Source organism: Cupriavidus sp. 09_S30 (genome assembly GCF_056930435.1).
The window spans coordinates 2,270,546-2,292,476 of record NZ_JBXOWI010000001.1 but is presented as its reverse complement, the minus strand read 5'-3'; the positions used below and the strand labels follow the sequence as shown (position 1 = coordinate 2,292,476).

At 68.7% G+C, this 21,931-nt stretch carries 20 protein-coding genes; 5 read left to right on the top strand and 15 right to left on the bottom strand.

Annotated elements, in window-relative coordinates; all coding sequences use genetic code 11:
- Window positions 1-63 precede the first annotated feature (63 nt).
- Window positions 64-2,112, bottom strand: a complete 2,049-nt coding sequence (fusA, locus tag AC1Z3O_RS10870; protein WP_483515730.1) for an elongation factor G — start codon at window positions 2,110-2,112, stop codon at window positions 64-66.
- A 297-nt stretch (window positions 2,113-2,409) separates the two neighbouring features.
- Between fusA and AC1Z3O_RS10865 the strand changes: the two genes are divergently transcribed.
- A complete protein-coding gene (locus AC1Z3O_RS10865; protein ID WP_483515729.1) occupies window positions 2,410-2,811 on the top strand; it encodes a hypothetical protein in 402 nt (133 codons plus the stop codon).
- 77 nt (window positions 2,812-2,888) lie between these two features.
- Here AC1Z3O_RS10865 and AC1Z3O_RS10860 read toward each other — a convergent pair whose 3' ends face one another.
- The 8 genes from AC1Z3O_RS10860 to AC1Z3O_RS10825 form a co-directional block, all read right to left on the bottom strand.
- Window positions 2,889-4,118 (bottom strand): TIGR03364 family FAD-dependent oxidoreductase, encoded by a 1,230-nt coding sequence (locus tag AC1Z3O_RS10860; RefSeq protein ID WP_483515728.1) that lies wholly within the window; start codon window positions 4,116-4,118, stop codon window positions 2,889-2,891.
- Window positions 4,119-5,144 carry a putative 2-aminoethylphosphonate ABC transporter substrate-binding protein gene (locus AC1Z3O_RS10855; RefSeq protein ID WP_483515727.1) on the bottom strand — a complete coding sequence of 342 codons (1,026 nt, stop codon included), beginning with the start codon at window positions 5,142-5,144 and terminating at the stop codon, window positions 4,119-4,121. It lies immediately after the preceding gene.
- An 86-nt stretch (window positions 5,145-5,230) separates the two neighbouring features.
- Window positions 5,231-6,097, bottom strand: coding sequence for a phosphonoacetaldehyde hydrolase (gene phnX, locus AC1Z3O_RS10850; RefSeq protein ID WP_483515726.1), 867 nt, complete (start codon window positions 6,095-6,097; stop codon window positions 5,231-5,233).
- Window positions 6,098-6,171: 74 nt separating this feature from the next.
- Window positions 6,172-7,896 (bottom strand): putative 2-aminoethylphosphonate ABC transporter permease subunit, encoded by a 1,725-nt coding sequence (locus AC1Z3O_RS10845; protein WP_483517579.1) that lies wholly within the window; start codon window positions 7,894-7,896, stop codon window positions 6,172-6,174.
- Window positions 7,897-7,924: 28 nt separating this feature from the next.
- On the bottom strand, window positions 7,925-9,019 hold the full coding sequence (locus tag AC1Z3O_RS10840) for a putative 2-aminoethylphosphonate ABC transporter ATP-binding protein (RefSeq protein WP_483517578.1): 1,095 nt from the start codon (window positions 9,017-9,019) through the stop codon (window positions 7,925-7,927).
- A 238-nt stretch (window positions 9,020-9,257) separates the two neighbouring features.
- On the bottom strand, window positions 9,258-10,124 hold the full coding sequence (locus AC1Z3O_RS10835) for a LysR family transcriptional regulator (protein WP_483515725.1): 867 nt from the start codon (window positions 10,122-10,124) through the stop codon (window positions 9,258-9,260).
- Between the two features lie 175 nt (window positions 10,125-10,299).
- Window positions 10,300-11,022 (bottom strand): YceH family protein, encoded by a 723-nt coding sequence (locus AC1Z3O_RS10830; protein WP_483515724.1) that lies wholly within the window; start codon window positions 11,020-11,022, stop codon window positions 10,300-10,302.
- 138 nt (window positions 11,023-11,160) lie between these two features.
- The gene (locus AC1Z3O_RS10825) at window positions 11,161-11,985 is read right to left on the bottom strand and encodes an AraC family transcriptional regulator (protein WP_483515723.1); all 825 of its coding nucleotides are present in this window, start codon (window positions 11,983-11,985) and stop codon (window positions 11,161-11,163) included.
- 157 nt (window positions 11,986-12,142) lie between these two features.
- Between AC1Z3O_RS10825 and AC1Z3O_RS10820 the strand changes: the two genes are divergently transcribed.
- From AC1Z3O_RS10820 to AC1Z3O_RS10810, 3 genes are all read left to right on the top strand, one after another.
- Window positions 12,143-13,381, top strand: a complete 1,239-nt coding sequence (locus AC1Z3O_RS10820) for an FAD-dependent oxidoreductase (RefSeq protein ID WP_483515722.1) — start codon at window positions 12,143-12,145, stop codon at window positions 13,379-13,381.
- Between the two features lie 41 nt (window positions 13,382-13,422).
- Window positions 13,423-13,821, top strand: coding sequence for a hypothetical protein (locus tag AC1Z3O_RS10815; protein ID WP_483515721.1), 399 nt, complete (start codon window positions 13,423-13,425; stop codon window positions 13,819-13,821).
- Window positions 13,822-14,033: 212 nt separating this feature from the next.
- On the top strand, window positions 14,034-14,465 hold the full coding sequence (locus AC1Z3O_RS10810; protein ID WP_483515720.1) for a host attachment protein: 432 nt from the start codon (window positions 14,034-14,036) through the stop codon (window positions 14,463-14,465).
- A gap of 190 nt (window positions 14,466-14,655) precedes the next feature.
- Here AC1Z3O_RS10810 and AC1Z3O_RS10805 read toward each other — a convergent pair whose 3' ends face one another.
- Together AC1Z3O_RS10805 and AC1Z3O_RS10800 are read right to left on the bottom strand one after the other, a co-directional pair.
- A complete protein-coding gene (locus AC1Z3O_RS10805) occupies window positions 14,656-15,699 on the bottom strand; it encodes an alpha/beta fold hydrolase (protein ID WP_483515719.1) in 1,044 nt (347 codons plus the stop codon).
- A gap of 272 nt (window positions 15,700-15,971) precedes the next feature.
- The gene (locus AC1Z3O_RS10800) at window positions 15,972-17,396 is read right to left on the bottom strand and encodes a citrate synthase (protein ID WP_483515718.1); all 1,425 of its coding nucleotides are present in this window, start codon (window positions 17,394-17,396) and stop codon (window positions 15,972-15,974) included.
- Between AC1Z3O_RS10800 and AC1Z3O_RS10795 the strand changes: the two genes are divergently transcribed.
- Window positions 17,389-17,928: a gamma carbonic anhydrase family protein gene (locus AC1Z3O_RS10795; protein ID WP_483515717.1), complete on the top strand. Its 540-nt coding sequence runs from the start codon at window positions 17,389-17,391 to the stop codon at window positions 17,926-17,928. The two genes, AC1Z3O_RS10800 and AC1Z3O_RS10795, sit on opposite strands and share 8 nt — an antisense overlap.
- 75 nt (window positions 17,929-18,003) lie before the next feature.
- Here AC1Z3O_RS10795 and AC1Z3O_RS10790 read toward each other — a convergent pair whose 3' ends face one another.
- The 4 genes from AC1Z3O_RS10790 to wrbA form a co-directional block, all read right to left on the bottom strand.
- Complete coding sequence (locus AC1Z3O_RS10790; RefSeq protein ID WP_483515716.1) at window positions 18,004-19,101, bottom strand: porin; 1,098 nt, start codon at window positions 19,099-19,101, stop codon at window positions 18,004-18,006.
- 364 nt (window positions 19,102-19,465) lie between these two features.
- Window positions 19,466-20,896 carry an FAD-binding oxidoreductase gene (locus AC1Z3O_RS10785; RefSeq protein WP_483515715.1) on the bottom strand — a complete coding sequence of 477 codons (1,431 nt, stop codon included), beginning with the start codon at window positions 20,894-20,896 and terminating at the stop codon, window positions 19,466-19,468.
- Window positions 20,897-20,924: 28 nt separating this feature from the next.
- On the bottom strand, window positions 20,925-21,326 hold the full coding sequence (locus AC1Z3O_RS10780; RefSeq protein WP_483515714.1) for a DUF2069 domain-containing protein: 402 nt from the start codon (window positions 21,324-21,326) through the stop codon (window positions 20,925-20,927).
- Entirely contained in the window at window positions 21,323-21,928 is a 606-nt protein-coding gene (wrbA, locus tag AC1Z3O_RS10775; protein ID WP_483515713.1) for an NAD(P)H:quinone oxidoreductase, read from the bottom strand. Before wrbA ends, AC1Z3O_RS10780 begins: the two co-directional genes overlap by 4 nt.
- Window positions 21,929-21,931: the final 3 nt, after the last annotated feature.

Here is a 21,931-nt window from a genome sequence, read left to right as displayed (position 1 = left end):
GCCGGGCGGCGTGCGGAGCAGGGCGGCGCAGGGCGTGGCAGTTAGCGCCCGGGGCAGCGCCCCTCAGCCCGCGCCGTCTCCTTTCGACTTGTGGCGCGAGGCCATCTGGTCCTGTTGCCCCGGCGGCACGGGGTCATAGTGGCTGAACTGGATGGTGTAGCTGCCGTGGCCGCCGGTGAGGCTGTTCAGGCGGGTCTGGTAGTCGTTGAGTTCGGCAAGCGGTACCTTGCCCATGACGATCACGCTGTGGCTGACCCCGGAGCGCGTGCCGCGCACCTGGCCGCGCTTGGCCGAAAGATCGCCGATGATGTCGCCCATCGCCGTCTCGGGCGTGACCACCTCGATATCGACAATCGGCTCGAGCACGCTCGGGCGGGCCTTGAGCACGGCGTCGATGAAGGCCTTGCGCCCAGCCGTGGCGAAGGCCACCTCCTTGGAGTCGACCGGGTGGCTCTTGCCGTCGTATACGGTGACGCGCACGTCCTGCATCGGAAAGCCGGCCAGCGGTCCGCACTCCAGCACCTGGCGGATGCCCTTCTCGACGGCGGGAATGAACTGGCCGGGAATCGCGCCGCCCTTGACCGCATCGACGAACTCGAAGCCCATGCCGCGGCCGAGCGGCTCCACGCGCAGCATGACCTCGCCGAACTGGCCGGCGCCGCCGGTCTGCTTCTTGTGGCGGTGCTGGCCTTCGGCCTTGCCGCCGATGGTTTCGCGGTAGGCGATCTTCGGCGGGCGCGTCACCACTTCCAGCTTGTACTGTTCCGTGAGCCGCTCCAGCAGGCAGCGCAGGTGGAACTCGCCCAGGCCCAGCACGACGGTCTCATTGGTGTCAGCCGGATGCTCGACACGCAGGCAGGGGTCTTCCGCGCCGAGCTTCTGCATGACCTCGGCCAAGCGCTGTTCCTGTCCGCGCCGCGCCGGCTCGATCGCCAGCCCGTAGATGGGGGTGGGAAAGTCGAGCGGCACCAGGTGAATGTCGCCGTCTTCGCCGGCGTCGTGCAGCACGGCGTCGAAGGTGATCTCGTCGATCTTGGCCACGGCGCAGATGTCTCCCGGCCCGGCACGCGGCACTTCGACGTGCTCCTTGCCCTGCAGCACGAGCAGGTGGGCCACCTTGAACGGCTGGCGCCCCGTGCCGATGTAAAGCTGGCTGTCGCGAGTGATGGTGCCCTGGTGGATGCGGAACACGGCAAGTTTGCCGATGTAGGGATCCATCACGATCTTGAACACATGGGCCAGCACATGCTTGTCCGGCACGGGCTCGGCTTGCACGGGGACGCGCTTGCCATTGGATTCGCGATAGAACAGCGGCGGGTTGCCTTCGGCCGGGTTTGGCAGCAGCCGCGCGAACACCTCCAGCAGCTCGGGGATGCCGGCGCCAGTGGCCGCGGACGTGAAGCAGATCGGCACCAGATGGCCCTCGCGCAGGGCACGCTCGAAGGGCGCGTGCAACTGCTCTGGCGTGATGGCCTGGCCCTGCTCGAGGTAGCGCTCCATCAGTTCGGGATCGATCTCGATCACCTGGTCCACCAGCGCGTCGTGCGCGGCTGACACCGACAGGAAGTCCGCCTCGCCGGCCGGATTGAAGAAGCAGTCGACCACCTTGCCGGCATTGGCGGCCGGGAGGTTGATCGGCAGGCATTCCTTGCCGAAGGCTTCCTGGATGTCGGCCAGCAGGGCGGGCAGGTTGACCTTCTCGCCATCGATGCCGTTGATGACGATGAGCCGGCACAGCTTGCGCGCCTCGGCCCAGGCCATCATGTGCCGTGTGGTCATCTCGACACCCGTCTGGGCATTGATCACGATGACCGCCGTCTCGACCGCCGGCAGGGCGCTCAGTGAGAGGCCGAAGAAGTCGGGGTAGCCCGGCGTGTCGATCAGGTAGAGGCGGGTGTCGCGGTGGTCGAGGTGGGTGACAGCGGAGGTGAGGGAGTGGTGGTACTTGCGCTCCAGCGGGTCGTAGTCGCACACCGTGGTGCCGCGTTCGACGCTCCCGGGCGCGTGCAGCGCCCCCCCCTGGTGCAGCAGCGCTTCGATCAGCGAGGTCTTGCCACCCCCCGCATGCCCCAGCAGGGCAATCGTACGAATCGCGTCGGGACTGCGCGGCATGGTCGCCCCCCTCGTCCAGCAATGGCAGTGAGCCAATTATTGACCATATTCGCCGCCGCGCCAAATGTTCGGCGTGGCAGGCATGGGCGGCGGACTGTCCGGCCTGCGCAACAGTGTTTTGCGGTTTTAAGGGTTTTCCCTGACATGGGCCTTGCGCTACATTGCTCCATACCGTTGCTGCGGTGCAAGAAAAGCCGCCGCAGCCAGCGGTGGAACCGGCCGTGCCCCCCACCGGCAAGGCAAGCCTTGCCGCGTTCCGTCGGCCAGTCATCCTCGAAGTCAACCGGAAGCCAAGCCATGACCACCACGATCGAAGCCCTCTTTCCCGGCCACCGGCACGATGCGGACAGCGTCGTCAGCGCGCTCAATCACCAGCAGATCGTCGTCGCGCTGTCCGCGCTGGTGGCGGCCCAGCGCATCGCGGTGCTGCACATGCTATATCCGCGCAGCGATGCGCGCACGCACCGCAGCCTGGATGCGCTTGTCGCCGCCTTGCACGGACATGGCCTGCACGAGGTCGCGACGCTGATTGAGCAGGAGGCCCACTACCTCGTGTTCAAGGATCCCGTGAAAGCTTGGAAGGCCTTCCAGGAGATCCGCCACGACTCGCTGGCGATCGGCGTGCACCTGTACTACAAGGGCGAGTCGGGCGACGCCGCCGAGCGCGAACTCGACGCCGACGCCCATCGCAAGGCCTGAGACGACCGGCTGCGCGGCCCCTGCGCGACCTCTGTGCGGGCGCGTGCCGGCCGGGCGGACCCAGCCGACCCAGCCACTCAAGCGGCCGATGCGAGCGGGCCGCCCTGTTGCGCCGGCGGCATCCAGCGCGGCAGCGGCGTGCCGTCGACGAGCGCGTCGACGTGGCGATGCGCCAGCGCGGGACCGACGCTCATGCCGATGCCGCTGTGCATCAGCGCCACCGTGGTGCGTGCGTCGACTCTCGTCACCGAAAACGCGCCGCTATCCGGCAGCCGGGTCTTGGCCCCGTACACGCCTTGCCAGCGCTCGACCACGCGCACCTCGGTGGCGAGCGTGTCGCGCGCGAGATCGAGCATCAGCGTATCGACGCTCTCGGCATTGAAGGGGCGCGCATCCTGCCCGTAGTCGTGCGAGTCGCCGACGATCCAGTCGCCGTACGGCGTGGGGCTGACCAGCAGATGGATGCCGTGGCGTTGCAGTTCGGGCCGCTGCTGGGCGATCCGGGTGGCCAGGGCCTGCGCCGTGGGCAGGTCGGAGAAGGCGCCGTAGTGCGTGCAGGACAGACCGCTCAACACCACGTGCTCCAGCGCGAAGCCGTCCAGCGGCGCCACGCGCAGCATCTGCAGCCGGCATACCTGCGGCTGCAGCGCGCGCAGTTGCTCGGCGCACAGCGTCTGGTAGTCGTGGCCGCTGCAGACGATGACTCTCTGCGCGCGGCAGGGGCCGGCGGTGGTGTCGAGGCGGCCGTCTTCCACGTGGCGCACCAGCGTGCCGAAGTGGAAGCGCACGCCCTGGCTGGCCAGCCATTGCGCCAGTGCCGGCACGGCTTCACGCGAGTAGAGTTGCAGGTCGTCGAAGCCTCGCAGCGCCGCGCGGTGCCGTGCGAAGCGGCCGTCGTAAAGCCCCGCCAGCGCCGCACCGCGCAGCAGCTGCGCGCGATAGCCGAAGGCCTCGGCGCGGGTGGCCATGAACTCCTCCAGCACCGCCTCTTCCAGTGCGTCGCGGGCGAACAGCAGGGCGCCGTTGGCGCGCACCGCCAGGCCGGCGCGCTCGGCCCAGCCGAGGTAGAGAGCGCGGCTCTCACGCGCCAGGTCGAGCATGATGCCGGGCGGTTGCCCGGTTACCAGCATCTGCCCGAAGTTGCGGATGGAGGCGCCCACCGCGATGTCGCTGCGCTCGAACACGGTCACGCGCAGGCCGCGGCTTAGCGCCGCGGCTGCGTGTGCTAGTCCGAGAATGCCGGCGCCGACGATGGCGACATCGGTTTCGCCATCGAGTTGCGGCGCGGAATCGGACTGCATCGTCATTTACTTCTTCTCCGACTTGCCGTCGTAGCGCTTGGTCCATTCGGCCAGCACGCGGTCGCGGTTGGCGCTGGCCCAGGTGAAGTCGTTCTTGATCAGGCGCTTCTCATAGTCGGCCGGCAGCAGCGCGTCGGGCTTGGCGACGCCCGGCATGGCCGTGACCGCGAAGTTCTTCTCGTACAGCGCCATGGCCGCCGGGCTGGCGGAGAAGTCAGCCAGCTTCTTCGCCGCTTCCAGGTTCTTCGTGCCCTTGACGATGGCGGTGGCCTCGATGTCCCAGCCCAGGCCTTCGGACGGCAGCACGATGTCAATCGGCGCGCCTTCCTTCTTGGTCTTCACAGCACGGTACTCGAAGGAGATGCCGATCGGGAACTCACCGGTGGCGGCCATCTTGCAGGGCTTGGAGCCGGAGTGCGTGTACTGGCCGATGTTCTGGTGCAGCGCGTCCATATAGGCCCAGCCCTTCTGCTCGCCCATCATCTGCAGCCAGGCGCTCACGTCGAGATAGCCGGTGCCCGAGGAGGCCGGGTTGGGCATCACGATCTTGCCGGCGTAGACCGGCTTGGCCAGGTCGGCCCACGACGTCGGCTTGGGCAGCTTCTGCTTTTGCGCTTCGACGGTGTTGAAGCAGATCGCCGCGCCCCACACGTCCATGCCCACCCAGGCCGGCGGGTTGGCGCCGCTGCGGTAGCGGGCATCGATCTGCGCCAGCGAGGCCGGCGCATAGGGCGTCAGCATGCCTTCCTTGTCCAGGATGGACAGGCTGGAGGCGGCCAGGCCCCAGATCGCGTCGGCGTGCGGATTGTTCTTCTCGGCCAGCAGCTTGGCCGTCACGATGCCGGTGGAGTCGCGCACCCACTTGATCTCGATGTCCGGGTTGGCCTTCTCGAAGGCGGCCTTGTAGGCGGCCACCTGATCGGCCTCCAGCGCGGTGTAGACGGTCAGCGTGGTGGCGGCGTGGACGGGGCCGGCCAGCAGCAGGGCGGCGGCCGCGGCCATGGCGGCCGGCAGGGCGAGACGTGCGGTCATGGGAACTCTCCTTGGTTGTGTTCCGATTTGCAGCGACAAAGGGGTGAGGCGGAAAACGGGGTCGGGGCGGTGGCGCGATGGGCCGCTCATTGGCTCTGCGGACGCTCGCCGCGCGCCAGGCGCGCGTTGATGTCGGCTACCACAGCCGGCAGGTCGGCGATGGTGTCGATCTCGTAGTGCGGGCGGCAGGCGGCGAAGCCGGCCGAAATCGCGATGCGGTGGCGTGCGCGTTCTGCGGCATCCAGCGCGGCGTACTGCGGGTAGGTCAGGCCGAGCGCATTGCCCGACATCAGCAGGGCTACAGTCCACATGCCGGCGCGCCGGCCTTCCTCGATGCCGGGCACGGTGTCATCCACCTTGACGCAGGCGGCGACATCACCGATGCCGAGCTCGACCACGTTGCGCAGGGCCTGCGCAGGCCAGGGCCGCCCGCGCGGCACCTCGTCGGAAGCCACCACGCAGTCGGGGCGGTATCCGGCCTGGGCCGCCTGCGCGACCACGGGTGCCATGACGGCGGCGGGATAGCCCGAGCAGGTGCCGATCTTCAGGCCGGCTTCGCGCAGCGCGGCGATGGTCTCCAGCGCGCCCGGAATCAGCGCTGAATGCTCCCCCACCTTTTCGATCTGCAGCGGCATGAAGCGCTCGTAGATGGCGGTCACGTCGTCGTTGGTCGGGGCATGGCCTTGGGCGAGGGCAAAGCGCGCGGCGATCGCCTCGTCGTTGCACAGCGCGCGGATGTGGTCCCACTTGCCCATGCCCATCGGGCCGCGCGCTTCTTCCAGCGTGATAGCGACGCCGAACTCGGCGAAGGCTTCGACGAAGATCTGCGTCGGCGCGAACGAGCCGAAGTCGATCACGGTGCCGGCCCAGTCCAGGATCGCGGCTTCCAGCCGCAGCGGCGCGGCGGGTGCGGTGGCATTGCGGCGCGCCATCGGCGTGCTTGCTTGTTCCATATTCGGTTCTCTCTTCCTTCTTCGAAGCGGACAGTCAGTAGTCGTAGTCGTGGTCTTGTTTTGCGGGCCGCCGTTCAGTGCGGCGTGGCGCTGCGCCATGCCTGCGTGCGCCGCACCACGCGGTGCGTGAGTGCCGCCAGCAGCAGCGTGGCGACGATGGAGGTGAGCAGGATCAGCGTGGACATCGCGGCGGCCGGACCGATGTCGCCGGCGTCATCCATGTTCAGCACGGCGACCGAGGCCAGCACGGTATCGGGGCTGTAGAGGAAGATCACCGCCGAGACCGTGGTCATGGCCGAGACGAACAGATAGCGCGCATTGGCCAGTACGGCGGGCAGGCACATCGGCAGCGTCACGCGCCAGTAGGTGCGCAGCGCGCTGACCTTGAGCGAGTCGGAGACGGCTTCGAAGACCGGGTCGAGCTGGCCGAGCGCCGACACCGAGGTCAGGTGCGCGGTGGTGGCGCCGTGCATGATGGTGCAGAGCACGAGCAGCGCCATGCTGCCGTACAGCGGGTGCAGCGGATTGGCCGGGTGGTTGAAGAAGAAGACGTAGCCGAGGCCCAGGACCAGACCCGGTACCGCCATCGGCAGCAGGATGGAGAGCCGGATCAGCGGGTGGGTCCAGGCCGTGAGGCGGCCGGCGCGCGTCTTCTCCAGCAGCCAGGCGCCGGTGAAGATCAGCGCGGTGCCGAACAGCGCGGTCAGCGTGGCCAGCTTCAGGCTGTTGCGGTAGGCCAGCCAGCCGCCGCCGTCCATATTGTCGAAATCGTAGTGGCGCAGCGTCAGTTCGAGGTTGTAGGGCCACAGCTTGACCAGCGAGGCGCCGACCGCGGTGGCCAGGATCAACAGGATCCAGCCCACCACCAGCAGCGCGAGCAGCAGGAAGGCGGCGTCGCGCAGTCGATTCCGGCCCGGCGCGTAGGGCTGGGCGCGGCTGGCCATCTGCGCGTGCTGGCGGCGCTGCACCAGCCGCTCGAGGCCGAAGGCGAGCAGGGCCGGCACCAGCAGCAACAGGCCGATCACCGCGCCGCGCGCGAACTGCTGCTGGCCCACCACGGCTTTGTAGGCTTCCACCGCCAGCACCTGGTAGCTGCCGCCCACCACCGTGGGCACGCCGAAATCGGTCGCCACCAGCGTGAAGACCAGCGCGAACGCGCCGAACAGGCCATAGCGCGCGCCCGGCAGCGTGACCGTGCGGAAGGTGCGCCACGGCCCGGCGCCCATCGCGCGCGCGGCGTCGTACAGGCGCCCGTCGGCCAGCGTCAGCGTGGCAAGCAGTGGCATCAGCGCATAGGGGAAAGTGTAGAACGCCTCGCCCAGCACGATGCCCCAGAAGCCGTAGACGCTGCCGCCGACCCAGTCCTTGAACAGTCCCTGGTTGCCGAACAGGTAGACCAGGGCGATGCCGGGCAGCAGCGAGGGCGCGAACAGCGGCAGCATGGCCAGCGCGCGGAGGGCGCCGCGAAAAGGCAGGCGTGTGCGCTGCATGGCATAGGCGAAGGCAAAGGCCAGCGGCACCGCGATGGCGGCGACCGTGGCCGAGACCGCCAGGCTGCGGCCCACCATGGGCAGGAAGTTGGCGTCGCCCACCACGTGTGCGACCAGTGCGATGCCGTGCTCGCCGCCGCGCGCGCCGGTGATAAGGCCGGTGGCCTGCAACAGCATGGCGGCCAGCGGCAGCAGCAGGCCGAGCAGCAGCAGCGCCAGCCAGACCAGCTTCATGGTGCCCAGCGCGGCGGCGTCGCCGGGCTTGCGGCGACGCCGCGCGTGCGGCGTGGTCGACGGGATGGCGGGCATATCGTGCGGGAGTGTGGTCATTGCGGCCTCACTCGTAGATGCGCAGGCCGCCGCGCTGCAGCGCGATCCACAACTTGCTGTGGCCTGCGTCGGCAGGCATCGCGCCGGAGGGCACCTCCGCCACCACTGGCGTGTCGGGCAGGCCGTCCAATGCCAGGGTCAGGCGGGTGCGGCTGCCCAGGTAGGTGCGGTCGATGATGCGGGCGAGGTGGCGGTTGGGCAGGCTCGCTTCGGCGTGCAGCGTGATCGACTCGGGACGGCAGAACAGCTTGCCGCGCGCGGGTGCCGGGGCTTGCGCGGGGTCCAGCAGCAGCGGCTGGCCGGCCAGGGTGAGCGCGCCGCCGCCGCTACGCTCGAGCGGGAGCCAGTTGGCCTGGCCGACGAAGCCGGCGACGAAGCCGGTCGCCGGCGCTGCGTAGATCTCCAGCGGTGTGCCGGTCTGCTCGATGCGCCCGTTGGACATCACGGCGATGCGGTCGGCCATCGCCATGGCCTCGTCCTGGTCGTGCGTGACCATCAGCGTGGTCACGTTCAACTTGCGCTGCAGGCGCCGCAATTCGACGCGCAGGTGTTCGCGTACCTGCGCATCCAGGGCCGACATCGGCTCATCGAGCAGCAGCAGGGAAGGCGCCGGGGCCAGCGCGCGGGCCAGCGCCACACGTTGCTGCTGTCCGCCCGATAGCTGGGACGGGTACTTCTCCTCACTGCCCGCCAGCCCGACCAGTGCCAGCATTTCGGACACGCGGGCACGCTTGCGGGCGCTGCCGGCGCTGCCCGCGTCGAGCCCATAGGCGACGTTGCGCGCCACGGTGAGGTTGGGAAAGAGGGCGTAGGACTGGAAGACGATGCCGTAGTCACGCTCGCGCGGCGGAGAGTCCGAGATATCGCGCCCGCCTGCCAGGATGCTTCCGGCGTCGCGCCGTTCCAGCCCGGCGACGATGCGCAGCAAGGTCGTCTTGCCGCAGCCCGACGGGCCCAGCAAACAGACGAACTCGCCTTGCGCCACATCCAGCGAGACACCGTCGAGCGCGGTGAATGCACCGAAACGGCGCGAGATCCCGCGCATGGACAGGAAGGGCGTGCTGGCGGCACCCGGAAGCTGGGTGGTGGGGGGCTGGGGCATCGGCGCAAACGTGGTGGATGACGTCATGCACTGTAGCCAGCCGAGATGTAGGCCGCGTGGCAGTTATCGCAAAAACGCCAATGCGCTCATTGCCGGATTTGTGAAGCATCGCGTGCGCTGCGGCGCACTGGGCGAGCACCTGCGCGCGCCGGGCAGCTGCGCGGCCTGGCGGGCAGATGCAGCCCGTGGGGCGGGGTGCGCCGGTCCCGGGAACGCGGCGCAGTGGCGCAGTGGCGCTTCAGGCGGTAGCGGGGCGTACCAGGGACAGGAAGGCGGCGATCAAGCGGGCCTCGCGCCGGTCCTGCAGGCAGTAGAGGTACTCGCTCAGCTCGGGAGTGGCGCCGGCGAAGGGAACGACGCGCAGGTCGGGATGATCCGGCACCTCGTGGCGCGCGATCACGCTCACGCCCAGGTTGCGCAGTATGGCTTCGCGGATGGCCTCGCGGCTGCCGATCTCCAGCGTCTCCTTCGCGCTGACGCCGGCCTGCGCCAGCATGGTCTCCGTCATGGCGCGCGTGATCGAGCCGGCCTCCCGCACCAGCAGGCGGCAGTCGGCCAGTACCTGCACAGGCACAGCCTCGCGCCCGGCCAGCGTGTGGCGGCGGTGCACCACGAGCACCAGCGGGTCGCGCGCGAGTTCGATGCGCAGGAAGCGGGCATCATCGGCACGGTGCGACGACAGCGCCACGTCGACTCTGTACTCCTGCAGTGCTTCCAGCATCTGCACCGAATTGCCGATCTCGATGCTGACGTCGATGCCGGGATGGCTGCGGCAGAAGCGGTCGACGATGTCGAGCACATAGTAGGGCGCGGTAGCACCGATGCGCAGGTGGCCCGAGCCCAGGTCCCCGGAATTGCGCAGCACGAAGTCGATCTCGGTTTCCTGCCGCACCAGCTCGTCGACCAGCGGCATCAGGCGCACCCCGGCATCGGACAGCGCCAGCCGCCGACCGCCGCGGTGGAACAGCTCGACGCCATAGGCCTCTTCCAGCGCGCGGATCTGCGAGGTCACGGTGGGCTGGCTCAGGCCGAGCTGCTTGGCGGCCAGTGTGATGCTGCCCAGGCGGGCGACCATGAAGAAGGACTTGAGCTGGGCAACGAGCATGCAGGATGGCGGGGGAGGTGCAAGGGGGCCGGCGCACAGCGCGCGGCGCGGCCCATTTTAGCCCACAGCGTCCGTCGCAATGTCTCAGTTGCAGCCCGCCTCCGGGCACTTTGCCCGGAGGCGGCTTCCGACGGAGTGGCTAGACAGTGGTTAGCGGCAGGCGATGCCCGCGCGCTTAAAGCTGCGTGGTATCGACGGCGATGCCCAGCTCGCCCGCCATCCGCTCGATCAGCGCCTGCAGGCGGGCCACCTTGTCGGTCAAGGCTTCATGCTCGGCGCGCAGCGCGGCGAAGTCGGCCGCCGACACGCCCGCCAGGCCGGGTTCGTCCCGAACCGACTGGCCGGCCTGGCCCGCTTCGAAGGACTCGACGGCGACCTCGCCGCACAGCAGGTGCATCCAGCGGCTCTCGCGCTCGCCCGCCATGCGCGGCAGCTTGATCACGCGCGGCGGGTCGCTCTCGGCAAGTTCATCGAGGAAGGCCTCGACCGACGAGGTGTCGGCGAAGGCATGCAGGCGCGCGGCGTTCAGGCGCAGTTCGGCCGCGGTCTGCGCGCCGCGCAGCAAGAGCACGGCCAGAAGCGCGGCGGACTGGCTGGGAATGCCGAGCACGCGGGTCATATTGTGTTCAAAGCGGGTCACGCGGCTGCTGCTGCCTTCCATCGCCAGGCTCAGTTGCTTCAGGCCTTCGATGGCAAGCAGCACGTCGCTCTCGCTCGCATTCATCACCGGGGAGCGGGCCGTCTTCTGGTTGCAGCCGGCCGTGAGGGCGTTCAGCGACAGCGGGTAGGTGTCGGGCACGGTGTGCTGCTTTTCCAGCAGCACGGCCAGCACGCGTCCTTCCAGGGGCGTCAGCGCCCGCATGGCTGGCCGCGCGGGGGAGGGGGAATCGGTGTTCATGGTTTGCTCTGCTTGTGTCGTTCTCGTTCGGATCGGTGGCGCGCGGCGCGCGGCTGTCCCATGGGAGGGAGCGGCGGACGGTGCCCCTCGGCGAGCCACATGATAGCTGCGTGCGGGCCCGGTGTTCACGGCGGTGGACTAGGTGTGCCCGCGATGGCGCGAGAAGTAGCGGGCGGGAGAGTCGCCGAAAGCCTTGCGGAACATGGCGATGAAGTTGCTCGGGGTGGCGTAGCCGAGCGCATCGGCCACGTCGTTGACCGCGTCGCCACTGGCGAGCCGTTCCAGCGCCAGCGTCAGCCGCGCCTGCTGGCGCCACTGCTGCAGGCTCATGCCGGTCTCGGCGGTGAAGAGCCTGCGCAAGGTGCGTTCGGACAGCCCGGCCTCGCGCGCCAGCTCGGCCAGGGTACGGTCGTCGTCCGGACGCGCCAGCAGCGCGGTCGCAACGCGCTGCAGCCGGCGGTCCACTGGCATCGGCAGGTGCAGGGGCTCGCGCGGCGCCTGGCGCATCTCATCGAGCAGCACCGCCACCAACCGCTCCTGTTCGGGCTGCAGCGATTCGGCCTCGGCCCAGGTGGTGGCGCGCCGCACCAGCGCGCGCAGCAGCTCGCTGACGCCGGTCACGCAGGGTTCCTGCGGCAGCCCGGCACAGGCGGCGGGCGTCAGCATCACGCCCCAGCCGCTGAGCGCCCCGCTGATGCTGACCTTGTGGTCGATGCCGGGCGGCAGCCAGCCCGCGCGGTGCGGCGGCAGCATCCAGGAGCCCTGCCGCGTGCGCACGTGCACCAGGCCGTTCTCGATGCAGAACAGCTGGCCGCGCGCATGCCGGTGCCAGTCGTACTCGCGGGTACCCAGGCGGAACGCGCTTTCAGGGGCTTCGGTGCCCCAGAAGGCGACCAGGGAAGGGCCGTCGGCACGGTCGCTGAGGTCCCGCATGGTGGTGATGGTCTCGGTTTCTTCGTACATGGCCTTTTGAAAGGTAGGTGCCGGAAGGTAGCCGCCGCTTTGGCCGATTTGCATTAATTATCGTCCGGATACCGTTATCGAGATACCCCGCCGGCGCGCTACCTTGTTGCCAGGGTGGAACGGCAGGGGTCGTTCCCGAGCACAGGATGAGCAAGCTATGAAGGGTTTCCACGTCTCCATCATCGGTGCCGGCCTCGGCGGCCTGTGCCTGGCCCAAGGCCTGCAGCGCGCGGGCATCGACTTCGACGTCTTTGAGCGCGATGCGGCACCGGACAGCCGCCCCCAGGGCTACCGGATCCGCATCGACGCGGACGGGCAGCGCGCCCTGTCGGCATGCTTGCCGCCGGGCCTGGACCTGTTGTTCCGGCAGAGCTGTGCGGTGGCCACCTCGGCGGGCCGCTTTCTTGACCACAGCATGGCGCCGACGCAGGGGCGGCCTGCGCAGAACTGGAGCCCGTCGGCGCAGGACGACTGCATGGACGAAGATGACGGCGATCTCAGCGCAAACCGTCAGACGCTGCGCGAGATCCTGCTGTGCGGCATCGAGCGGCGGGTGCATTTCGGCAAGGCCTACGGGCGCCATATGGCGACGGCGAACGGCGGCCTGCGCGTGGACTTCGAGGACGGTTCGTCGGTCTCGACTAGCCTGCTGGTCGGCGCGGACGGCGTGAGCTCGCAGGTGCGCCGGAGGCTGGCGCCGGGTGCCGAACCGGTGGATACCGGCGCGGTCTGCCTCTACGGCAAGACCATTGCCACGCGCGAGGTGCGGCAGGAGGTTGGCGATGCCCTGTGCGACGGCACCTCGGTGATCTTCGCCGACGGCTTCACCGCCATCCTCGATGCCATGTGTTTCCGCGCAGCGCTGCCGTCGCTCGCGATGCGGCTGGCGCCTGGTTGCCGGTTGAGCGCCGTCGACGACTATCTCTACTGGGCCCTCATCGGCCCCGGCTCGCGACTCGGGCTCAACGCCTCGATGACGCCGGCGCCGGCCCGGCTGGCGGCGCACGTGGCCGAGCTGGTGCAGGACTGGCATCCCCGGCTGCAAGCGGTGTTTCGCCACGGCGACGCGCGCAGCATCGCCATGCTGCCGGTGCGCAGCGCGCGCCTGCAAGCATCGTGGCCGGCGGGTTTGGTGACCTTGCTGGGCGATGCGGTGTATGTCATGAGCCCGGCCGGCGGCGTCGGGGCCAACACTGCCTTGCAGGATGCTGCCGACCTGGCCGAGTGCCTGGCCAGGGTGGCCGACGGGCGCGCCGCCCCGATGGATGCCCTGAGCGGCTACGAGTCACAAATGCGCACGCGCGCGGCGCGGGCGATACGCGCGTCCGAGGAAGGGGCGCTCCGGCTGTCCGGCGGCGTATCGATGCCCACGCCGGCAGCGGCCGGTGTGGCTTGAATGGCTTGAATGGCTTGAATGAATTGAACGGAGGACAGGCAATGGAACTCGAACTCGACAACTTCATCGTGCATGATATCGCGGGCTTTCCGCTGGTCTGGTCGCGCCGCGACGCGGTCCGTCCGGGCTATGCGCCGCAATGGGAGCGCGAGATGGACGCGCTGCTGCGCAGGGAGGCGCCTTTCGTGATCATCATGCAGGATCGGCAGCCCGAAGAGGAGCATGCGGATCGCAAGGCCAGAGGGCTCTGGCTCAAACGCAATAAGCACTTGCTGGGCATCTACTGCAAGGCCGTGATCGCGATCGAGCCGGACGCATTGAGACGCGTGGCGCTGAATGCGCAGACAGCGTTGGCGGTCAAGGCCTTCGGTGTGCCGATGAGCGTCGCCGCTTCGGAAGAGGCTGCACGTTCGCTGGCGGTCGAGCGCTTGCGTGGATAGGGGCCGAGAGCCGCAGGGAGTCGCGCGGTTCCGCGCGAGGGCGGGCGACGGGGCGCGTCGACGACATGCTCCGGCGCCGACAAAGTGCCCCTTGCCTTGCCGGCATCACACCCCGCCACAGGCTGCGCCGTGTTACAAAGCCCCGCGCGCCGACCCCTCCGCCAGGGCCTATCCTTGTTTCATCGGAATTCCTCAAGCGAAAGGAGCAGCCGATGACGAAGATCTGGACCGTAATCGCCGATAGCAGCCGGGCGCGGGTCTTCCAGACCAACGGAGCCGGCAGGGACTTCGAAGAGATCCAGGATATGTTGAATCCGCTGGGCCGCGCCAGGGACCACGACCTGCGGACGGATGCGCAAGGGCGTTTCGCGGGCAAGGGCGAGCCCGGTCATTCGATGTCGTCGCGCACAGAGCCGATGGACAAGGAGCACGACGCGTTTGCGCGCTCCCTCGGTCTCTACCTGGACCAGGCGCGGATGGAGCATCGCTTCGACAAGCTGCGGCTGGCCGCTGCACCCCGCTTCCTGGGGCGCCTGCGTGGCCACCTGTGCAAGGAAGTCCGCGACATGGTGTTCGAGGAGATCAACGAAGACCTGTGCAGGCTCGCCATGCCCGAAGTGCGCAGCCGGCTGGGCGTGCGCTGAGCACCACCCGGTTCTTGCGCGGTCCCTGCCTCCCGCCCCGGCCTCCATAAAGACCGGGCACGCGCCGTCATGTGGCATGACGGCGCGGCTTTGGGGATGGGGATATCGGTTGACCGGCCGCTGCCCCTCCACCTTCCCGCTGACTATCTCGCTGCCCCTCCCGTATCCCGCCTGATGCGCGATGCGCTGCTCAGGGGCGACCAGCCACGGCCCTGGCGCCCGGCTGGCCCGCACTTTGCAGCGTGGGTCCGCGCGCGGCGTCGAGCCGCTCGACCGCCGCGACGGCGGCGGCGCGTGCATCGGGGTTCAGTGTGAGGCCCACGTGTCCGCTGCCAGGCACCAGCGTGACGGGGATGTCCGGCCGGCCCGCATCGGCGAAAACCTGGGCGAACTTGTCCGCGAGGAAGACCTCGTCATCCTGGCCGACCAGCACCGCGGCCGGCTTGCGGATATTGCGGATGTCTTCCAGGTAGGCCTCGTCGGGCTGGAAGTTGCTCACCAATGCGTAGGAATATGAGGACACCAGCCCGGCACGCGGGGCGTCATTGACGGCGAATGCCACCGCGGGCAGATGGTTGTAGCGGGTGATGCCGACGCGGTTGAGCAGCGTCAACGCCACCACTCTTGGCACGCCCACCGAGACCCAGCCGCCCGCGTTGGGGCGGAAGCTCGCGGCGCGGCGGTTCGTGTAGGGGGCCATGAACAGGTAGTTGTCGAACAGCGCCTGGTGCGCGCCGCCGGCAATGCGGATGGCGAAGCCGCCGCCGGAAGAGAAGCCCGCCAGCGTGCTGGGGCGTGGCGGCTTGACAGTGTGCATGAAGTCTTCCAGATCATCGTCGAGCTGCCCGATATAAGCGATGTCGCCGTGGCGGCCGGAGTCGCCATGGCCGCGGATGTCGAGCGCATAGACCGCGAAACCGGCTCTTGCGAGGCTTTGCGCAAGGGGATGGACGCTCTGGCTGTTGGCGGATGAGCCGTGCACCAGCACGACACTGCCGCGCGCGGCCGCACCGGCGGCCGGCGCATAGCGCCGATAGGCCAGTTGCGCACCATCCCGCGCGGCGTAGTGGGAAAGCGGCGGCAGCGCGCTGTAGTCGACGTCCTTGAAGGGGTTGCCGATGCTGAGCATCGGCTTGGGCCGCGTCGGGCCGCCGAAGGCTATGGCGGCGGCTACCACCATGAGCAGCAGGAGAACGATGGCGGCGCAGGCCGCGAAGACGGTTCGCAGTTTCACTTTGGCTTCTTGGGAGTCCAGTTGCTGCGCAAGACAAGCGAAGAACGCAGCCCATCGGGAAGGGTGAGCCGGCCAGATTCGCACACTAGGGGTTTTCGGCCGATTCGGCAATAGAGGCGGCGTTGGATTCGGCGATAGGCAACAGATGACTTGCATCGCGTGGTGCAGGCGTGCTGCTGGCGTGCTGCGTGGGGACCGTTCGGAGGCGCACGAGGACACCCGTCCCGACTCCCGTGCCGACGGCTGCGTCGGCAAGCGGGGCGAGCGGTGGGTCAGGGCTGGGCGCGGCGCAGCGGCCCAGGGCGGCGGGGCGCTTCCGCGGCGGCCGGTGGCGGGCCGACAGGTGGGCCGACATAGCGGGCGCGCGGCCGTATCAGGTGACCGGTCTGCGCCTGCTCGATCGCGTGCGCCAGCCATCCGGCGCAGCGGGCCAAGGCGAACAGCGTGAAGGGGGCGGAACGCGGCAGCCGCTTGCTTGCGGCCAGGGCCGCGAGCGCGAAATCGACATTGGGGCGCTCACCCGTGGCTGACTCCACGCAGGCGGCGAGTTCCGCGTAGAGCGGCAGCGGCGGCTGGTTGGCGAGCAAGGCCGCAGCGCGCACGTCGCCATCCGGATAGAGCGGGTGGCCGAAGGCCGCGAAGATCTGCCCCTGTGTCAACCAATCGCGTACCGCGCGCTGTACGCCGTGGCGCGCCGCCAGGGTGGCCAGGGCGCGTACCGACGCCGGCGCACCGCCATGCAGAGGCCCCGTCAGCGTGGCCAGGCCGGACAATACGCCGGCGGAAAGCGAGGCGCCGGTGGAGATCGCGACACGCGTCGCGAAGGTGGAGGCGTTCAGTTCGTGGTCGGCCAGCAGCACGAGGACGCGCCGGATGGTGTCTTCCAGTCCAGGGCGTCGCCAAGCGCAGGCGAGGCGTGCGCTCAGCGGGCGCCCCGGACCCGGTGCGCCGTCTCCCAGCATGGCGGCGGCGAGCGTTTCCATCACGCTCGCGGCGTCCCGCCGCAGCACGTCGGCCGATCGGCCTTGCGAAGGCAGGTCGTCCACGCTGCGTGCGGCCAGGGCGAGGAGGCCGTCCCGCAGCGGATCGCCGGTACGGGACGGCGCGCGTGCCAGTCTCTGCGGCGCGGGCGATGTCGCCGATTCCTCCGTTTTCGCCGCGCCCCACAGCAGCCCGGCGACTTCCTCGAACGTGGCGGTTTCGGCAAGCTGCACCGCATCCTGCCCGCGATACCACAGGCGGCCGTCGATGACGGTGGAGATGGCCGAGGGCAGGACCGGGTCGCCCCATTCGATCGCCTGCGCCGCCACCGCCTCCACCTTGCGCCGTCCCTTCGCGCGGCGCGCCATCTCGAGCACGTCGCCCCGATGGTAGAGGCTGCGCCGCGGATCGCTGCGATCCGGCCGGGCGCGGATCCTCCCGCGGCTGACATTCGCATACAGCGTCTGCGGCAGGACATCGAGCACCGCCAGTGCTTCCGCCGCCGTCATCCAGGTCATGCGCGCCTCATATTGATCCGTGACATCAAGATTGACATCCACTATGAAAAGGCTAGCACGACTCCTGCAACTGCCAATTGTGCCGGCGGCAGAGGCGACCAGAACAAAGGGATTAGAATCCTGGCTCTGGCCGAATCCGGCGCCGCGCGGCATCCGCGCCGGCGCCAGCGGCGCAACCCGGGCATCCAACGTGACCATCCGCAGCTTCCAGGGCAAGACCCCGCAATTCGGCGACCGCGTGTTCGTCGACCCCAGCGCCGTGGTGATCGGCGACGTCGAGATCGGCGAGGACAGTTCCGTCTGGCCGCTGGTGACGATCCGCGGCGACATGCACCGCATCCGCATCGGCGCGCGCACCAGCATCCAGGATGGCAGCGTGCTCCATATCACGCACGCCGGCCCCTTCAATCCGGACGGCTTCCCGCTGACCATTGGCGACGAAGTGACCGTCGGCCACAAGGTGCTGCTGCACGGTTGCACGATCGGCAGCCGCGTGCTGGTGGGCATGGGGTCCATCGTGATGGACGGCGCGGTCATTGGCGAGGAGGTGATTCTCGGCGCAGGCAGCGTGGTGCCGCCGGGCAAGGTGCTGGAGGGCGGCCACCTTTACGTGGGCAGCCCGGCCAGGCCGGTGCGGCCGCTGAGCGAGAAGGAGCGCAGCTTCTTCAGCTATACGGCGGGGAACTACGTGAAATTGAAAGACCAGCACCGGGCGGAGCTGGCCGTCTGAATGGGCGCTGCCGCAGGCAGCCGCGGCTCGGGCCGGGCTGCCTGCGGCGCGGGCCGGAGCCCGCTGGCGTGCGCTTTAGAACTTGTGGCGGACGCCGACCACAGCGCCGAACTGGTGGCGCTTGCTGTCGCTGCCGGTGAACGAATTCTCGCCGAAGCCCCCGACGCCCAGATTGGACGCCATACCCAGGCCGCCGTCGGTGCGGTTCAGCGCGTAGGCGACATTGAAGTAGGCGTCGGTACGCTTGGACAGGGCGTAGTCAGCCGAGGCCACGAACAGCCACGGGTCCGCCTTGGTCCGGTTGAAGTCCTGGTAGGAGACGGAGCCCGTCAGCGACAGTGCCGGGGTCAGCTGGTAGCCCAGGCCGGCCCACCACAGGTTGGAGCGGGAGGCAATGGGGTTGATGCCGTCGCCCGACAGCCTGGCCCAGCGGTAGCCCACATAGGCCTTGGCAGGACCGAAGGCGTAGGTGCCGGCGATCGCGGCGCGCTGCAGCTTGACATCACCCGCGCCGGACTTGGCGGTGTCTACCTGGCGCTGGTCGTAGACCGCGCCCACGCCGAACGGGCCGCTGGCGTAATCCAGGCCGAACGCGTACTCGCGGCCCTTGCGTGCATCACCAGGGATCTCGCCGTTGCCATCGTAGCCGAAGCTGTACAGCGCCGAGGCCGTCAGGCCGCCGAAGGTGCCGCGGTACTTGATCGCATTGTCGGCGCGTCCGGCAAGGCCGGCGTCCTGCGACAGCAGCGAGTAGCGGGGGGCCATGGCCATCGGGTCATAGTTCAGCGTGAAGTCGTAAAGCGGCGTCTGCTGGCGGCCCAGGGTCAACTCGCCGAAGCCGCCCTGCAGGCCGACAAAGGCCTGGCGGCCAAACAGGCGGCTGTCCACGGTCTTGCCGTCGTCGATGGTGAAGCCGCTTTCCAGCACGAAGACGCCCTTCAGGCCCTGGCCGAGATCCTCGACGCCACGCAGGCCCCAGCGCGAGCCCGACATATTGCCCGACTGCATGCGCGCGACGCCGCCGCGATCGCCGGTACCCTTGCCCGTGACGGGCGCATTGTTGACATATTCGATGCCGACATCGGCAACACCGTAGAGCGTCACGCTGGACTGGGCGTGGACACCGGCGGACGCGAGTGCCGCAGCGGAAATGGCGAGAAGTTTGAGCTTCATGAATATCCTCAGGATTAATGCGGAATGATTAATTCGCAGTCGCTTCCTGCGACGTGAGGATTATGTGGCGTGCAAACCAGTGGGCTCAATATCGTGGGGCGCCGATGTTGTTTTGTTGGTCTTGGTTGATTGTTTGAATTACCCTTATAAATCAACGGCTTGTGTTTTTATATTATTGATTTGGGAAAATTCTTTGAGAAAGATGGAAAATCCCCAAGCCTGGGTCGGCTGGCGGAAATTATTCTGCTGGCGAGAGATTCGACACCTCTCGTTAACTGATTGAAGCTGACTGATTGGGCCGCGTGATCGCGGCCCTCTTTTTTTGATGCAACGGACAGAGGAGTCCGTGCTATGGCCGGGGGGGTTACAGCACCTTGCCAGGGTTCATCAGCCCGAGCGGATCCAGCGCCTGCTTGATCGCGCGCATCATGGCCAGCTCGACCTCGCTCTTGTAGCGCCGGTTCTCCTCGCGCTTGAGCTGGCCTAGGCCGTGTTCCGCCGAGATTGAGCCCTGGTAGGCGTGCACGCTGTCATGGACGATCTGGTTGACGGCGGCCTGGTTGGCCAGGAACACGTCATGGTCGCCGCCTTCGGGCGGTGACACGTTGTAGTGCAGGTTGCCGTCGCCCAGATGGCCGAAGGTGACCATGCGCGCGCCGGGGAAGGCCTGCTGCAGCAGCGCATCGGTGGATTCGATGAAATCGCCGATGCGGGAGATGGGCAGGGCGATGTCGTGCTTGATGTTCTTGCCTTCCTCGACCTGCGCCAATGGAATGTGCTCACGCAGGTTCCAGAAATCGCGGGATTGCTGCACCGACTCGGCCACCACGGCGTCTTCCACCACGCCGGCTTCGATGGCGTCCTGCATCATCGATTCGAAAACGGCGCGCGCGTGGTCCTCGCTTTCGCTGTCGGACAGCTCCAGCAGCACCAGCTGCGGTTGGGGCTGGGCAAACGGGTAGCGCAACTGCGGGAAGTGGCGGGTCACCAGGGTCATGCACAGGGCGGACATCAGCTCGAAGCCGGTCAGCAGCGCGCCGGCGTGCGCCTGCGCGATCGCCAGCAGCGCGAGCGCGGCACGGGGGCTGGCTACGGCCGCCAGCGCGGTGACGCGGGCGCGCGGCAGCGGGTGGAGCTTCATGACCGCGGCGGTGATGATGCCGAGCGTGCCTTCCGCGCCGATGAAGAGATCGCGCAGATCGTAGCCGGTGTTGTCCTTGCGCAGACCGCGCAGCCCATCCCAGAGCTCGCCGGAGGGTGTGACGACTTCCAGCCCGAGGCATAGCTCGCGCGTGTTGCCATAGCGCAGCACCGCGGTGCCGCCGGCATTCGTGCCCAGGTTGCCGCCGATGGTGCAGCTGCCTTCCGCGGCGAGGCTCAGCGGAAACAGGCGGCCGTGTTCGCGCGCGATGTCCTGCAGATGCTGCAGCACCACGCCGGCTTCCACCGTCACGGTGTTGTTGAGCGGGTCGACCTGGCGCACGCGCCTGAGCCGCTGCAGCAAGATCACCACGGTGGGCTGGCCGCCGCCGGCCGCGGGAGTGGCGCCGCCGCACAGGCCGGTGTTGCCGCCCTGCGGCACCATGGCCACGCGCTGCGCGTGGCAGGCATGCACGACCGCCGCCACCTCTTCGGCGCTGCCGGGGCGCAGCACCGCGATCGCCTCGCCCGTATAGCGCTTGCGCTGGTCGGTCAGGTAGGGCGCCTTGTCGTCGTCGGCGGTCAGCACGTTCTGCGGGCCGACGGCAGCGCGGCACAGGTCGAGGAAGGAGTCTTGGTGGAAGGCAGTGGTCATGGCGGTCGGCAGTCCGGTTGGGCGGGGGTCAGCGGCCGCGCGCGCGGCGCCTGGCGCTTTGCTTGAACGGGCGCAGGTAAAGAATGGTGCTGACGAAGAACAGCAGTACCAGCGCCACCTCGACCCATGCGTAGGCGGCGGACGGCTGGCGGTCGCTGGTGGCGCGCACGATGCCTTCGGTGAAGAAGAGCAGGATCAGCATCGACGACCACTGCATGGTGTAGCGGTCGCGGCGCAGCACACCGCGCAGCGGCAGCAGCAGCGGCAGGAACTTCAACACCAGCCACGAGCCGCCTGGGCGCAGCGGGGCAAGGAACCACTCCCAGCCGATGCAGAGCAGCATCAGCGCGACCAGGCTGCCGGCCGACAGCGCGTGCAACAGGGGGCTGTGCAGTTCGCGCTCAGCGGTGGAGCTGGCGGCGGTGCTCATAGCCGCGTCCCTGCGCCCAGGCGCAGCGCCGTTTCGGCGAGGCGGCGGCCCATGGCACGCGCCAGCGCGGCCTCATCCTCGGTGACCGGGCCGCTGTTATCCACGTGTGCGTAGTGGCTCGGGCCGTAGGGCGTGCCGCCGGAGCGCGTGGTCATCAGCGAGCTTTCGGAGTAGGGCAGGCCCAGCAGCAGCATGCCGTGGTGCAAGAGCGGCAGCATCATCGACAGCAGCGTGCTTTCCTGGCCGCCGTGCAGGCTGCCGGTCGCCGTGAAGACGCAGGCGGGCTTGCCTGTGAGCGCACCGGAGAGCCACTGGGCGACGGTGCCATCGAGGAAGTACTTCATCGGCGCAGCCATGTTGCCGAAGCGGGTGGGGCTGCCGAGCGCCAGGCCGGCGCATTCTTCGAGGTCCCGCAATTCGGCGAAGGGCGGCCCGTTGTCGGGGATGTCGGGCGCGGTGGCTTCGCTGACTGTGGAGACGGGCGGCACGGTGCGCAGCCTGGCGTGGGCGCCGGGCACGCTGTCGATCCCGGTGGCGATCAGTTCGGCCAGCCGGCGGGTGCTGCCATGGCGGCTGTAGTACAGGACGAGGATGTCGATCATGAA

Bases quoted from the DNA above. Each gene is read 5' to 3' on its own strand.
- fusA (WP_483515730.1), bottom strand. From the start codon at position 2,112: ATGCCGCGCAGTCCCGACGCGATTCGTACGATTGCCCTGCTGGGGCAT.
- AC1Z3O_RS10865 (WP_483515729.1), top strand. From the start codon at position 2,410: ATGACCACCACGATCGAAGCCCTCTTTCCCGGCCACCGGCACGATGCG.
- AC1Z3O_RS10860 (WP_483515728.1), bottom strand. From the start codon at position 4,118: ATGACGATGCAGTCCGATTCCGCGCCGCAACTCGATGGCGAAACCGAT.
- AC1Z3O_RS10855 (WP_483515727.1), bottom strand. From the start codon at position 5,144: ATGACCGCACGTCTCGCCCTGCCGGCCGCCATGGCCGCGGCCGCCGCC.
- phnX (WP_483515726.1), bottom strand. From the start codon at position 6,097: ATGGAACAAGCAAGCACGCCGATGGCGCGCCGCAATGCCACCGCACCC.
- AC1Z3O_RS10845 (WP_483517579.1), bottom strand. From the start codon at position 7,896: ATGCCCGCCATCCCGTCGACCACGCCGCACGCGCGGCGTCGCCGCAAG.
- AC1Z3O_RS10840 (WP_483517578.1), bottom strand. From the start codon at position 9,019: ATGCCCCAGCCCCCCACCACCCAGCTTCCGGGTGCCGCCAGCACGCCC.
- AC1Z3O_RS10835 (WP_483515725.1), bottom strand. From the start codon at position 10,124: ATGCTCGTTGCCCAGCTCAAGTCCTTCTTCATGGTCGCCCGCCTGGGC.
- AC1Z3O_RS10830 (WP_483515724.1), bottom strand. From the start codon at position 11,022: ATGAACACCGATTCCCCCTCCCCCGCGCGGCCAGCCATGCGGGCGCTG.
- AC1Z3O_RS10825 (WP_483515723.1), bottom strand. From the start codon at position 11,985: ATGTACGAAGAAACCGAGACCATCACCACCATGCGGGACCTCAGCGAC.
- AC1Z3O_RS10820 (WP_483515722.1), top strand. From the start codon at position 12,143: ATGAAGGGTTTCCACGTCTCCATCATCGGTGCCGGCCTCGGCGGCCTG.
- AC1Z3O_RS10815 (WP_483515721.1), top strand. From the start codon at position 13,423: ATGGAACTCGAACTCGACAACTTCATCGTGCATGATATCGCGGGCTTT.
- AC1Z3O_RS10810 (WP_483515720.1), top strand. From the start codon at position 14,034: ATGACGAAGATCTGGACCGTAATCGCCGATAGCAGCCGGGCGCGGGTC.
- AC1Z3O_RS10800 (WP_483515718.1), bottom strand. From the start codon at position 17,396: ATGGTCACGTTGGATGCCCGGGTTGCGCCGCTGGCGCCGGCGCGGATG.
- AC1Z3O_RS10790 (WP_483515716.1), bottom strand. From the start codon at position 19,101: ATGAAGCTCAAACTTCTCGCCATTTCCGCTGCGGCACTCGCGTCCGCC.
- AC1Z3O_RS10785 (WP_483515715.1), bottom strand. From the start codon at position 20,896: ATGACCACTGCCTTCCACCAAGACTCCTTCCTCGACCTGTGCCGCGCT.
- AC1Z3O_RS10780 (WP_483515714.1), bottom strand. From the start codon at position 21,326: ATGAGCACCGCCGCCAGCTCCACCGCTGAGCGCGAACTGCACAGCCCC.
- wrbA (WP_483515713.1), bottom strand. From the start codon at position 21,928: ATGATCGACATCCTCGTCCTGTACTACAGCCGCCATGGCAGCACCCGC.